Source organism: Saccharopolyspora galaxeae (assembly GCF_016526145.1).
In the GTDB taxonomy this organism is placed as follows: Bacteria; Actinomycetota; Actinomycetes; order Mycobacteriales; family Pseudonocardiaceae; genus Saccharopolyspora_C; species Saccharopolyspora_C galaxeae.
Genome location: NZ_JADDUE010000002.1, coordinates 706384 through 718680, shown reverse-complemented (window position 1 = coordinate 718680; position 12297 = coordinate 706384). Strand labels below are relative to the sequence as shown.

The 12297-nt window shown below is 71.0% G+C and carries 12 protein-coding genes; 10 read left to right on the top strand and 2 right to left on the bottom strand.

Annotated features, from left to right (window positions below; genetic code table 11):
* Positions 1-433: 433 nt before the first annotated feature.
* Positions 434-1504 (bottom strand): 4-hydroxy-3-methylbut-2-enyl diphosphate reductase, encoded by a 1071-nt coding sequence (locus INP57_RS07730; RefSeq protein WP_200069325.1) that lies wholly within the window; start codon positions 1502-1504, stop codon positions 434-436.
* 253 nt (positions 1505-1757) lie between these two features.
* Here INP57_RS07730 and INP57_RS07725 point away from each other — a divergent pair, with 253 nt between their 5' ends.
* The 6 genes from INP57_RS07725 to INP57_RS07700 all read left to right on the top strand — a co-directional run bounded on the left by INP57_RS07725 (position 1758) and on the right by INP57_RS07700 (position 6782).
* Positions 1758-2276, top strand: coding sequence for a lipid droplet-associated protein (locus INP57_RS07725; RefSeq protein ID WP_200069324.1), 519 nt, complete (start codon positions 1758-1760; stop codon positions 2274-2276).
* Positions 2277-2520: 244 nt separating this feature from the next.
* A complete protein-coding gene (gene xseA, locus INP57_RS07720) occupies positions 2521-3786 on the top strand; it encodes an exodeoxyribonuclease VII large subunit (RefSeq protein WP_295147494.1) in 1266 nt (421 codons plus the stop codon).
* Between the two features lie 40 nt (positions 3787-3826).
* Positions 3827-4234 (top strand): hypothetical protein, encoded by a 408-nt coding sequence (locus INP57_RS07715; protein ID WP_200069322.1) that lies wholly within the window; start codon positions 3827-3829, stop codon positions 4232-4234.
* The gene (locus INP57_RS07710) at positions 4231-4494 is read left to right on the top strand and encodes an exodeoxyribonuclease VII small subunit (protein ID WP_200069321.1); all 264 of its coding nucleotides are present in this window, start codon (positions 4231-4233) and stop codon (positions 4492-4494) included. The genes INP57_RS07715 and INP57_RS07710 overlap by 4 nt, the downstream gene beginning before the upstream one ends.
* A gap of 144 nt (positions 4495-4638) precedes the next feature.
* On the top strand, positions 4639-5676 hold the full coding sequence (gene glpX / locus INP57_RS07705; protein WP_200069320.1) for a class II fructose-bisphosphatase: 1038 nt from the start codon (positions 4639-4641) through the stop codon (positions 5674-5676).
* A 362-nt stretch (positions 5677-6038) separates the two neighbouring features.
* Positions 6039-6782 carry a S1 family peptidase gene (locus INP57_RS07700; RefSeq protein ID WP_200069319.1) on the top strand — a complete coding sequence of 248 codons (744 nt, stop codon included), beginning with the start codon at positions 6039-6041 and terminating at the stop codon, positions 6780-6782.
* Positions 6783-6865: 83 nt separating this feature from the next.
* Here INP57_RS07700 and INP57_RS07695 read toward each other — a convergent pair whose 3' ends face one another.
* On the bottom strand, positions 6866-7840 hold the full coding sequence (locus INP57_RS07695) for an NAD(P)/FAD-dependent oxidoreductase (RefSeq protein ID WP_200069318.1): 975 nt from the start codon (positions 7838-7840) through the stop codon (positions 6866-6868).
* A 194-nt stretch (positions 7841-8034) separates the two neighbouring features.
* Between INP57_RS07695 and INP57_RS07690 the strand changes: the two genes are divergently transcribed.
* The 4 genes from INP57_RS07690 (at position 8035) to INP57_RS07675 (ending at position 12248) form a co-directional block, all read left to right on the top strand.
* On the top strand, positions 8035-9429 hold the full coding sequence (locus INP57_RS07690) for a class II fumarate hydratase (RefSeq protein WP_200069317.1): 1395 nt from the start codon (positions 8035-8037) through the stop codon (positions 9427-9429).
* Between the two features lie 165 nt (positions 9430-9594).
* On the top strand, positions 9595-11139 hold the full coding sequence (locus INP57_RS07685; RefSeq protein WP_200069316.1) for an ATP-dependent DNA ligase: 1545 nt from the start codon (positions 9595-9597) through the stop codon (positions 11137-11139).
* Complete coding sequence (locus INP57_RS07680; protein WP_200069315.1) at positions 11136-11597, top strand: DUF4288 domain-containing protein; 462 nt, start codon at positions 11136-11138, stop codon at positions 11595-11597. Before INP57_RS07685 ends, INP57_RS07680 begins: the two co-directional genes overlap by 4 nt.
* Before the next feature lie 93 nt (positions 11598-11690).
* Positions 11691-12248 (top strand): hypothetical protein, encoded by a 558-nt coding sequence (locus INP57_RS07675; protein WP_200069314.1) that lies wholly within the window; start codon positions 11691-11693, stop codon positions 12246-12248.
* The last annotated feature ends 49 nt before the right edge of the window (positions 12249-12297 follow it).

Below are 12297 nucleotides of genomic sequence, written 5' to 3'. Positions count from 1 at the left end.
CGGCAGCGCGAGGAGCGCGGGGGGGGGCGCGGCGAGGGCGGCGGCCGGCCGGCGCCCGGCCGCGGCAGGGCCGAGCCGCCGCGCCAGGGCCAACCTCGCCAGGGCCAACCGCGGCAGGGCGGGCCCGGCCAGGGCGGCCCCAGGCAGGGCGGCCCGAATCCGGGTGGGCAGAAACCCGGCGGCGAACCGCCGCGGCGCCCGCGGCGTTCCCGGGGCGACGACTTCTTCGACTGAGCGGACTTCGCCACCGTCGGTCCGACCGGAACGGGCGGCGGATCCGGTCGCTCCCCAACATCGAAGTGGCGAGGAGAACGCCGCACGCGGACTCCGGAGCGAACGCACCGGTCGAATTCGGGCCGCCCCGACACGTTCTTCCGGTGAAAGAAAAACGGCCCGCCCCCGAGAATCGGGGACGGGCCGCCAGAAGGCTCGATCAGCGCACGCCCTTGGGCGAGTCCGGGTTGTCCTTGAGGTCCTTGCGCAATTCCCGCGGCAGCGCGAAGGACACCTTCTCGTTCGCGGTGGTGACCTCCTCGACATCACCCCAGCCGCGCTCGGCGAGATGGTCGAGAACCTGCATGACCAGCACGTCCGGCACCGAAGCACCGCTGGTGACGCCGACGGTGGAGACGTCGTCGAACCAGGATTCCTCGATCTGCTCGGCGTAGTCGACCAGGTGCGCGTCGGTGGCGCCCGCCTGCATCGCGACCTCGACCAGCCGCTTGGAATTGGACGAATTCTGCGAGCCGACCACCAGGACCAGATCGCATTCCGCGGCCATCGCCTTCACCGCCACCTGCCGGTTGGAGGTGGCGTAGCAGATGTCGTCGCTCGGCGGCGCCTGCAGATCCGGGAACCGGTCCTTGATCTGGTCGACCCGCTCCATCGTCTCGTCCACGCTGAGCGTGGTCTGCGACAGCCACACGACCTTGTTCGGGTCGCGCACGTCGACCTTGTCGACGTCCTCGGGCTTGTCGACCAGCTGCACCCGGTCCGGGGCCTCGCCCGAGGTGCCCTCGACCTCCTCGTGGCCCTCGTGACCGATCAGCAGGATGTCGTAGTCGTCGCGGGCGAACCGGTTGACCTCCTTGTGCACCTTCGTCACCAGCGGGCAGGTGGCGTCGATGGTGCGCAGGTTGCGGTTCTTGGCCTCCTCGTGCACCGCGGGCGAAACGCCGTGCGCGGAGAACACGACCAGCGCGCCCTCGGGGACCTCGGAGGCCTCCTCCACGAAGATCACGCCGCGCTCTTCGAGGGTCTGCACGACGTGCTTGTTGTGCACGATCTCCTTGCGCACGTACACCGGTGGACCGTAGGTCTCCAGCGCCTTCTCGACGGTGTCGACGGCGCGGTCCACGCCGGCGCAGTAGCCGCGGGGCTTGGCCAGCAGCACCCGCTTCTGCGCAGCGGCCGAGTTCGTCGCGTCCGGCGCTGCGCCGGGTCCTGCCTGGTCAGCGTGGTCTGCCGAGTTGGCGGGCTCGGTGGCCTGCGGCGAGGTCGTCATGGTTTCAAGGGTACGGATCGTCCCGGTGAGGGTCAGCCCGGCCACCGGCTCATGGCTCCGTTGCGTGACCCACTCTCACCGGTTCCGTGAGCACGTTCAGTGATCACGAGTGGACCCAACGGCTCGATTGGGCCGTCCGGATGCGCTGCCTAGTTCGATCAGACTAATCGCGGTTCGGGGAACAGGTACTGCGAGTGCAAGATTCCGCACGGGTTCGATGGCTTCTGCCGGGCGCGTGCGGCAGGCTGTGGCCATGTCGTCGTTTCCGTTGCCGATCCGGGTCGCGGCCGGGCTCGCGGCCGTCACCGTCGAAGAGGCCAAGCGCCTGCCGGGTCAGCTACTCGGCCTGCCGGTCACCGTCGTCAGCCAGGCGTTGCAAGTGTCGATGCGGGTGCAGCAGCAGGTCACCGAACTGGCCATCAAAGGCGACGAGGCGCTGTCCGCGCTGCGCGGCACCGAGCAGCAGCCGGAGTGGGCGACCTTCGACGAGGACGAACAGCCCGGTCCCGCCGGTGGCGCGGCCGCAGGCGGCACGGGCACGGCCGAGCCGGCACCGGGACCGGTCACCGACCTGGGAGAACCGTCCGCGCTCGGCGACGACCTCGCGGTGCTGCCGGAGTACGACCAGATGAGCCTGCCGCAACTGCGCGGCAAGCTGCGCGGGTTCTCCGAGTCCGAGCTGGTGGTGCTGCTGGAGCACGAGCAGCAGCACGCACGGCGCCCGGATTTCGAGCGGATGCTCTCGAACCGCCTGGAACGCCTGCGGCAGTGAGCTCCGCCGCGGTAGGAAACCCCTGCGCGGCAACGAGTCCCGCGGCAAGCAGCGAGCACCGGTGAGCTCCGCTGCAAGGCAGTGCGCTCCGCCGCGGCAGCGAGCAGTCCCGCCGCACAGGGCGAGTCCGCACCGCACCGAGGTTCCGCTGCGCGGCCGAAGCAACACCGCTGCCCGGCAGGAATCGCGCACGCGCGCCGTATGATCGCGCCGGTCGATGCCCGGACGCGGAGAGGAGCGCGCGGTGCCCCCGAACAATCCGACGCCGAACAATCCGGGCGCATCGAGCAGCCCCACTCCGACCAGCCCGGAGCAGCCGTGGCCGGTGCGGACCGTGGCGCGCAAGGTCGCCGACTGGATCCACCGGCTCGGCGACGTGTGGGTGGAAGGTCAGCTCACCCAGATCAAGATCCGGCAGGGCAACGCGACGGCGTTCATGGTGCTGCGCGACCCGTCCGCCGAGGTGTCGCTGAGCCTGACCTGCTCGTCGGCGCTGCTGCGCCAGCAGGATCCGCCGCTGACCGACGGCAGTCGCGTGGTGGTGCACGGCAAGTTCTCGTTCTTCCTCGGCCGCGGGACGCTGAGCCTGCGGGTCGACGAGATCCGCGCGGTCGGCGTCGGCGAGCTGCTGGCCCGCATCGAACGGCTCCGGGCGCTGCTGCGCGCCGAGGGGCTGTTCGATCCGGCGCGCAAGCGCGCACTGCCGTTCCTGCCGAACAAGATCGGCCTGGTCACCGGGCGTGCCTCTGCCGCGGAGCACGACGTGCTCAGCAACGCCGAACTGCGCTGGCCCGCGGTGCGCTTCGAGATCCGCAACGTCGCCGTGCAGGGTTCGACCGCGGTGCCGCAGATCCTCGATGCGCTGGGCGAGCTGGACCGCGACCCCGAGGTGGACGTGATCGTGCTCGCCCGCGGCGGCGGCAGCGTGGAGGACCTGCTGCCGTTCTCCGACGAGGCGCTGTGCCGGGCGGTGTCGACCTGCCGCACCCCGGTGGTCAGCGCGATCGGGCACGAACCGGACTCACCGCTGCTGGACCACGTCGCCGATGTGCGCTGCTCCACCCCCACCGGGGCGGGCAAACGCGTCGTACCGGACATGGCCGAAGAGACCCAGCGGGTGGCCCAGCTGCGCGACCGCGCCCGGCGGGCGCTACACGGATGGGTGGATCGCGAGCGCAGGCTGCTGGACTCGTTGCGCAGCCGCCCGGTGCTCGCCGACCCGCACGGACCGCTGCAGCGCAGATCAGAGCAGGTGCAGGTGGCGCGGGACCGGGCACGGCGGGCGATCACGACGGTGCTCACCGCCGAGGGGCACGCGATGGCCGCGACTCGATCACGCTTGACGACCCTCGGTCCGGCGGCCACTCTTGCTCGCGGGTACGCGGTTGTGCAGCGCGTCGATCCCGAGGGCGCGGACGGTGTCCTGCGCTCGGTCGAGGACGCGCCACCGGGAACCGAACTGCGGGTCCGAGTCGTTGACGGTGCGGTGCGCGCCGTCGTACCCGAATGACGGTGCGGCGCGCATCGTCCGGTGTGAAGGGGAGGTCGTGGTGCAGTCAGCGCAGGAACCCACGTTCCTCCCGTTGACCGTCGCGGTGACCAGCTCACCGGACCTCGGCGGCGCGGAACGGGTGCGGCGGTGCGCCCAGGAGGCCGATGCGGCCGCGGCCCACTGCTGGACTGCGCTGCTCGGCGGCTGCGACGCCGGCGAGCGCAGGACGCTGCCGGTCAAGTTGCGCGCGCTGGCCGAGGCGACCTCCAGCTACGGCGGAACCAGGTGGTGGGTCGGCCGCGGCGCCGCGCACCGACGTAGGGTCACCGAAGCGCAATTGCGCATCAACGACGCGGTCCGCGAAGGCGACGGCGCCGAGTTCGCCGAGGCGTTCGTCGGCTACGACCAGGCCATCGCGACCGCCGTGGTGTCCGTGCCCGCGAAGCTGGAGAGCCCCGCCCCGTGACCAACGAGCAGCAGGACGAGCAGTTCGACCCGGTCGCCGATCACCCCGAAGTCGCCGAACTCGGCTACGAGCAGGCGCGGGACGAGCTGGCCGAGGTGGTCAAGCAGCTCGAGGCAGGTGGGCTGTCGCTCGAGGACTCGCTGGCGCTGTGGGAGCGCGGCGAAGCGCTGGCCACGGTGTGCGAACGGCACCTCGCGGGCGCCCGGGAACGCGTGGAGCGCGCGCTGGCATCGGTGGAGGAGCCCGCCGAGTCCGAGTGAGCCCGGGACCATCCGGCCCGAGGCGGAGCGTGGCCTCGCCCACGTGACCCGGCCTCGGGGTGTGCGATCTGGGAAGATCCGTGAACACGAGCGCGCCTCGCCCGCGCGCCGATGCACAGCCCAGTTCGCCGACCGGGAGGCGCGATGAGCACGTCCACCACGCAGAGCCGCCACGAAGCGCCTGACCGCAACCTCGCGATGGAACTCGTGCGGGTCACCGAGGCCGCCGCGATGGCCGGCGGCCGTTGGACCGGGCGCGGCGACAAGAACTCCGGCGACGGCGCCGCCGTGGACGCGATGCGCAAGCTGATCGGCACCGTGTCGATGCGCGGCGTCGTGGTCATCGGCGAAGGCGAGAAGGACGAAGCGCCGATGCTGTTCAACGGCGAAGAGGTCGGCAACGGCAACGGCCCCGAGTGCGACGTCGCGGTGGACCCGATCGACGGCACCACGCTGCTGAGCAAGGGGATGCCGAACGCGCTGGCGGTGCTCGCGGTGGCCGAGCGCGGCGCGATGTTCGACCCCTCGGCGGTGTTCTACATGGAGAAGCTGGCGGTGGGACCGGAAGCGGCGGACGTGGTGGACATCTCCGCGCCGGTCGCCGAGAACGTCCGCCGGGTCGCCAAGGCCAAGCACATCGACGTCTCGGACGTGACGGTGTGCATCCTGGACCGGCCGCGGCACGACAAGCTGGTTTCCGAGGTGCGCGAGGCGGGCGCCCGGATCCAGTTCATCTCGGACGGCGACGTCGCGGGCGCGATCGCGGCGGCCCGCCCGGACAGCGGCGTGGACATGCTGATGGGGATCGGCGGTACGCCGGAGGGCATCATCACCGCCTCCGCGCTCAAGTGCATGGACGGCGAGATCCAGACGCGGCTGTGGCCGAAGGACGACACCGAGCGGCAGCAGGTGATCGACGCCGGGCACGACGTGGAGCGGGTGCTGACGACCTCGGACCTGGTGCGCGGGGACAACGTGTTCTTCTGCGCCACCGGGATCACCGACGGGGCGCTGCTGAAGGGCGTGCACTACCGCGCGAACCGGTGCAGCACGCAGTCGATCGTGATGCGGTCGAAGTCCGGCACGGTGCGGGTGATCGAGGGTTCGCACCGGCTGGCGAAGCTGCGCGAGTACTCCAACGTCGACCTGGACGGCCAGGACACCGGCCGGCACGGCGCCTGACCGCGATCCTCCCCGGAGCGAACGGACCGCTCCCGATCCATTCGGACCGAAGTTCCGTTCGCTCCGGCGAGATCGCCGAGTGAACGGCCTGTTGGACCAATCTATTGGGACGAACGGTCCGTTCGCTCGGGCCGGGTTCGGGCGCGGGTTTTTACCGGTATTTTCCGAATTCGGTGCGTTTGAAGCCGTGAGCTGCGACGTTGCCGCGGGTACGCGGCACACCTGCGTTGGGGTCAGCGCAGCCCCACCGAAAGTCGGTGCCTCGAACTGGTGGAGATCCTTACCGTCGGTGATCATTCCGGCTGTTCCGGGCCGGGACGGCACTCCCGGCCGCGGCCGGGCCGACGGAAGGACCTCACCTCATGCGCATCCGCCCCCTGCTGACCGGAGCGCTCGCCGTGGGCGCCGCTGCGGCGATGGCCTCGCCCGCCGCAGCAGCCGACGACCCGGCGCCGCTGATCGTCGGCGGGCACGACGCCGCCGAGCCCTACTCGTTCATGATCTCCCTGCAGAACGGCGGCTCGCACAGCTGCGGCGCCTCGCTGATCAAGCCGGACTGGGCGGTCACCGCCGCGCACTGCGTCGAGGGCGGCCAGCCCGACCAGTTCCAGGTGCGGGTGGGCAGCCTGCAGCACGCCAGCGGCGGCGAAGAGGCGGGCGTCAGCGAGATCAACGTCCACCCGTCCGCGGACATCGCGGTGTTCAAGCTGGACAAGGCGGTTTCGGCGGCGCCGATCCCGATCGCGGCCGAGTCCGGCGCGACCGGCACCGAGACCCGCATCATCGGCTGGGGCCAGACCAGCCCGGCGCCCGGTGGTGAAGCACCGGCCAACCTGCAGGAACTGGACACCTCGATCGTCGACGACGGCGAGTGCAGCGGCATCACCGGCGAGTCCGAGATCTGCACGTCGAACCCGGGCGGCGACTCCGGCGCCTGCTACGGCGACTCCGGTGGGCCGCAGATCAAGGGCACCCCCGGCAACTGGGAGCTGATCGGCGCGACCAGCCGCGCGGGCAACAACGACTCGAACTGCGCCACCGGACCGTCGATCTACACCGACGTCTCGGCGCTGTCCGACTGGGTCGAGCAGAACACCGGCGCCTGACATCTGGAAAAGGGTTCGGCGAACGAACCCCACCGACGCGGCCGCCCTCCTCCGGGGGAGGGCGGCCGTTTCCATTCCCGGGGTCAGCCCTTGTTCGAGGAGTGCCCGGGGAAGAGGTGCGCGGCGGGGTCGAGCTCCACGGCGATGTTGTTGACCGCGGTGGCGGCCTCGCCGAACCCGGTCGCGATGAGCTTGACCTTGCCCGGGTAGCTCGCCACGTCCCCGGCGGCGTAGATCTTCTCCCGGTTGGTGCGCATGGTGGTGTCCACCTTGATGCTGCGCTTGTCCAGGTCGAGCCCCCACTGCTCGATCGGCCCCAGATCGGCGGTGAACCCGAGCGCGGCGACGACCGTCTGCGCGGGCAGCACCCGCCGCTGCTCCCCCACCTCGATCTCGACCTCGTGCACCCCGTTCTCGTCGCCGCGCACCTCGGCGACCTGCGCCTCGGTGATCAGCGGAACGCCGAGGTCTTCGACCTTGCGCACCAGCCCGGCCTGCGCGCGGAACCGCGCACGGCGGTGCACGAGCGTGACGCTGCGGGCGATCGGCTGCAGCGCCAGCACCCAGTCGAACGCGGAATCCCCGCCGCCGACGACCAGCACGTCCTGCCCGGCGTGCACGGCCAGCTCCGGGACGAAGTGCACCACGCCGCGGCCCAGCCAATCGCCGCCCGCGGGAAGCGGGCGCGGGGTGAACTCCCCGATCCCAGCGGTGATCAGCACCGCGCGGGCGCGCACCTGCTCCGCACCTGCCGACACGACGACGGAACCGTCCTCATCGGACAGTTCGGTCGCGTCCCGCCCCAGCAGGTAGCGCGGCTGGTACTGAGCGGCCTGCTCGACCAGCGCGGTGACCAGGTCGCGGCCGCGCACCGCGGGGAAACCGGCCACATCGAAGATCATCTTTTCCGGGTACATCGCGGTGACCTGCCCGCCGGGTTCCGGCAGCGAATCGACCAGCGCCACCGACAGATCCCGGAAACCCGCGTAGTAGGCCGCGTACAGGCCGGTCGGCCCGGCCCCCACGACGAGCAGATCGACTTCCAACGGCTCGGCCATGCCCACTCCCCGGCAGTGCAACGTGGATCACAGCCGAGCCTAGACCTGTTCCGCTGCGCGCGGGCCGTTCCACGCCCGCGGCGACGACCTTGGTCACCTATATCGGTCCAGCTCGGCGCGGCCGGCCAGGTGACCGGCTCGGCGTGGGGCGACCCATACTGACCACCGCGGCCCCGGCGGTGGACACTTCCTGCATGGCTGAACAGGACTACCGGATCGAACACGACACGATGGGTGAGGTCAAAGTGCCCGCCGCGGCCCTCTACCGCGCGCAAACGCAGCGCGCGGTGGAGAACTTCCCGATCTCCGGGAGCGGGCTGGAGCGGTCCCAGGTCCGCGCGCTCGGGCTGCTCAAGGCCGCGGCCGCCCGGGTCAACGGCAAGCTCGGCATCCTCGAGGCCGACATGGCCGAGGCGATCGCCGCGGCGGCCGACGAGGTCGCCGAAGGCCGCCACGACGAGCACTTCCCGATCGACGTGTTCCAGACCGGCTCCGGCACGTCGTCGAACATGAACGCCAACGAGGTCATCGCGACCCTGGCCACCCGCTCGCTGGGCCGCGACGTGCACCCGAACGACCACGTCAACGCCTCGCAGTCGTCCAACGACACGTTCCCGACCACGATCCACGTCGCGGCCACCGAGGCCGTGCTCGCCGAGGTCGTCCCGGCGCTGGAGCACCTGGCCGCGGGCATCGAGCAGCGCGCCGCCGACTGGGCCGAGGTCGTGAAGTCCGGGCGCACGCACCTGATGGACGCGGTGCCGATCACGCTCGGCCAGGAAGCGGGCGCATGGGCATCGCAGGTGCGCTTCGGCGTGGAACGGCTCAAGGCCGGGCTGGACCGGCTGGGCGAGCTGCCCATCGGCGGGACCGCCGTCGGTTCCGGGCTCAACGCGCCGGAGGGCTTCGGCAAGGCGGTCTCCGAGGAGCTCGCGCGGGTGACCGGCCTGCCGCTGACCGAGGCCCGCGACCACTTCGAGGCGCAGGCCAGCCAGGACGGCGTGGTGGAGACCTCGGGCAACCTGCGCACCGTCGCGGTCAGCCTGAACAAGATCGCCAACGATCTGCGCTGGCTGGGCTCCGGCCCGCGCACCGGCCTGGCCGAGCTGGCGCTGCCGGACCTGCAGCCCGGCTCCTCGATCATGCCGGGCAAGGTGAACCCGGTGATCCCGGAGGCCACGCTGCAGGTCGTCGCGCAGGTCATCGGCAACGACGCGGCGGTCTCCTTCGCAGGTGCGCAGGGCAACTTCCAGCTGAACGTGAACCTGCCGGTGATCGCGCGCAACGTGCTGGAGTCGGCGCGGCTGCTGGCGGCGGTTTCCCGGCTGCTGGCGGACAAGGTCTTCGCCGGGGTGGAGGCGAACGCCGACCGCGCCCGCGAGTACGCCGAGGGTTCGCCGTCGATCGTGACGCCGCTGAACCACTACATCGGCTACGAGGAGGCGGCTTCGGTCGCGAAGCAGGCGCTCAAGGAGCGCAAGACGATCCGCGAGGTCGTGCTGGAACGCGGGCACGTCGACTCCGGCAAGCTGACGCTGGAGCAGCTGGACACCGCGCTGGACGTGCTCGGGATGGCCCAGGCCAAGTGAGGCGGGCCGGGTCGTGGCCGTGCGCCTCGCGGTGAGGCGCACGGCCGGCCCGGAACACCCCCATTCGTTCCGGATGAGCACTGGGACGTGCCGCAACGCCGCCGCGGTTCCACAGTGGCCGGCCGGTGGCAGCGCGCTGTCGGGGTTCGCGCGCACCATGGGCGCATGGTTTCGCTCGCCGCGGTCGTGGCCGCGTCCGCCGAAGTCGCGGCCACCCGGTCCCGGAAGTCGAAGGTGGCCGCGATCGCCGGTCTGCTCACCGAGCTGACGGCCGCCGAGATCCGGCCGGCCACCGCGCTGCTCGCGGGCGAGCTGCCCGGCGGACGCGCGGGCGTGGGCTGGTCGACGCTGTCCGAACTGGACGTGGCGCCCGCGGCGGAGTCCTCGCTGAGCGTCCTGGAGGTGGATGCGGCGATCGGCGAGCTGCGCGGGATCACCGGCTCCGGTTCGGGTCGTCGGCGGGTGGCCGCGCTGACCGAGCTGCTCGGCCGCGCCACCGCCGCCGAACAGGGGTTCCTGATCCGGCTGCTCGGCGGCGAACTGCGCCAGGGCGCGCTGGAAGGCGTCATGGTGGAGGCCGTCGCCGAAGCGGCCGAGGTGCCCGGGGAGGCGGTGCGCCGCGCGTTCATGCTCTCCGGGCGGCTGCCCGCCACCGCGGAAGCGGCGCTGACCGGCGGCGCGGCCGCGCTCGCGGAGTTCCGGCTGGAGGTGGGCAGGCCGTTGCGGCCGATGCTCGCCTCCCCAGCCGAAACCTTGGCGGAAACGCTGGGCGAACTCGGCGAGTGCAGCGTCGAGTACAAAATGGACGGTGCGCGGATCCAGGTGCACCGCGCTGCCGACGAGGTGCACGTCTACACCCGCACGCTGCGGGAGATCACCGGTCAGGTGCCCGAACTGGTGGCCTTGGTGCGCGGGCTGGACTGCGAATCGGTGGTGCTGGACGGGGAAACGCTCGCGCTCACCGACTCCGGCAGGCCCCGCCCGTTCCAGGAGACGATGGCCCGGTTCGGCGCGCAGAGCCCGCGCGACGAGGTGCTGCGGCCCTACTTCTTCGACTGCCTGCACTTGGACGGCACCGACCTGGTGGACGAGCCGCTGCGCCGGCGGCTGGACGCGCTGCACCACGTCGCGGCCGGGCACCGCATCCCGGGAGTGCGGGCCGGCGCGGATTCCGAGCAGGCCGCGACGCTGCTCGACGAATCGCTCGACGCCGGGCACGAGGGCGTGGTCGTCAAAGCCCTGGATTCGGTGTACGCGGCTGGGCGGCGCGGCCGGACCTGGCGCAAGATCAAGCCGTCGCACACGCTGGATCTCGTGGTGCTGGCCGCGGAATGGGGCCACGGCCGCCGCAGCGGCCACCTGTCGAACCTGCACCTGGGCGCCCGCGACCCGGACGGCGGGCCGCCGATCATGGTGGGCAAGACGTTCAAAGGACTCACCGACGAGCTGCTCGCCTGGCAGACCAGTGAATTCCCCAGGCACGAGACGCACCGCGACGACTGGACGGTGCACCTGGCGCCGGAACTGGTCGTGGAGATCGAGCTGGACGGCGTGCAGCTCAGCACCCGCTACCCGGGCGGAGTGGCGCTGCGGTTCGCGCGGGTGCTGCGCTACCGCCCGGACAAGGACGCCGCCTCCGCCGACACCGTCGAAGCCGTGCGGGCCATGCTCCCGGGCGGAGTCGAGCCGGATGCGAAACTGGAGGTATGAGCACACCCAGCGACGACGACATCCCCGCCGAGGCTGCCGAGGAACTCGCCGACGAGCAGGTCGGCTCGATCGACATCGGCTCCGGCAGCATCGACCCGCGGGACTTCCAGGTCCGCGCCTCCGCCGCCGATGCCGAGTTCTACGTCGCGCTGCTGCTCATCGAGATCAGCGCGGAGAGCGCCGCCGAGCCGCAGCTGTACGAGGAATCCTTCGTGCTGGTCAAGGCCGAGTCCGCCGCGGAGGCGAAGGAGAAGGCCACCGACTACGGCAAGCAGCAGGCGACCAGCTACCACAACGAGGACGGCGAGCTGATCACCTGGAAGTTCAAGGAGATCGTCGAGGTCAAGCAGGTCGAGGACGCCACCTTCGACGACGGCTCCGAGCTCTACAGCCGGTTCTTCCGCAACTACGCGGCCTACCGGTCGTTCGAGCCGATGCTCAGCGGCGAAGAGCTCTGACCCGAGCCGCCGCTGCCCGGAACCGGTGATCTCCGAACACGTCCGGGTGCAGCGGCTTGCTCTCGAACTCGCGTTCTCGATCTTATTCCGGTCGTGTTCCTCGCCGCCTACGCCGACGAGTCCTACGACCTCCCGCTCGGCGTGTACATCCTCACCGCCAGCCTCGTCGACCTGACCGAGGCCGAAGTCGTCCGCGACGCGCTCTACGCGTTGCAGTCCGGGCCGCACAAGGTCCACTGGTATAAGTCGGCTGAACGACGTCGCGCAGACCTGGCGAAAGTCGTGCAGAAGGCCTCGTTCATGCACAACGTCGTGATCGGAAGAGGCCGCGCGCTCAAGCCCGAACGAGCCCGCCGGAAATGCCTGGAAGCGCTGCTGGTCGAGCTGGACGCGATGAAGATCGACTCGCTTCTGCTGGAGTCCCGCCAGGAGCGGAACAACCTGCTGGACCGCCAGATCGTCAGTGCGTGCCGCCGGAAGGGCCTGGTATCGCAGCACCTGCACGTCAGCTTCGCGCCTGGAACGGCAACGCCCCTGCTGTGGATACCCGACGTGGTGTGCGGCGCCGTGCTCGCCGCTGAGCGAGGAAATCCGGCGTACTTGGAAATGATCGGGGATGCCGTCCACAGCATTGAGATCGAAGTTCGGTGACCCCAGAAATGCAGAGGCCGGGGTCCCACCACACTGGCGGGGGGTCCCG

Coding starts and splice junctions, on each gene's coding strand:
- INP57_RS07730 (WP_200069325.1), bottom strand. CDS start 1,504: ATGACGACCTCGCCGCAGGCCACCGAGCCCGCCAACTCGGCAGACCAC.
- INP57_RS07725 (WP_200069324.1), top strand. CDS start 1,758: ATGTCGTCGTTTCCGTTGCCGATCCGGGTCGCGGCCGGGCTCGCGGCC.
- glpX (WP_200069320.1), top strand. CDS start 4,639: ATGAGCACGTCCACCACGCAGAGCCGCCACGAAGCGCCTGACCGCAAC.
- INP57_RS07700 (WP_200069319.1), top strand. CDS start 6,039: ATGCGCATCCGCCCCCTGCTGACCGGAGCGCTCGCCGTGGGCGCCGCT.
- INP57_RS07695 (WP_200069318.1), bottom strand. CDS start 7,840: ATGGCCGAGCCGTTGGAAGTCGATCTGCTCGTCGTGGGGGCCGGGCCG.
- INP57_RS07690 (WP_200069317.1), top strand. CDS start 8,035: ATGGCTGAACAGGACTACCGGATCGAACACGACACGATGGGTGAGGTC.
- INP57_RS07685 (WP_200069316.1), top strand. CDS start 9,595: ATGGTTTCGCTCGCCGCGGTCGTGGCCGCGTCCGCCGAAGTCGCGGCC.
- INP57_RS07680 (WP_200069315.1), top strand. CDS start 11,136: ATGAGCACACCCAGCGACGACGACATCCCCGCCGAGGCTGCCGAGGAA.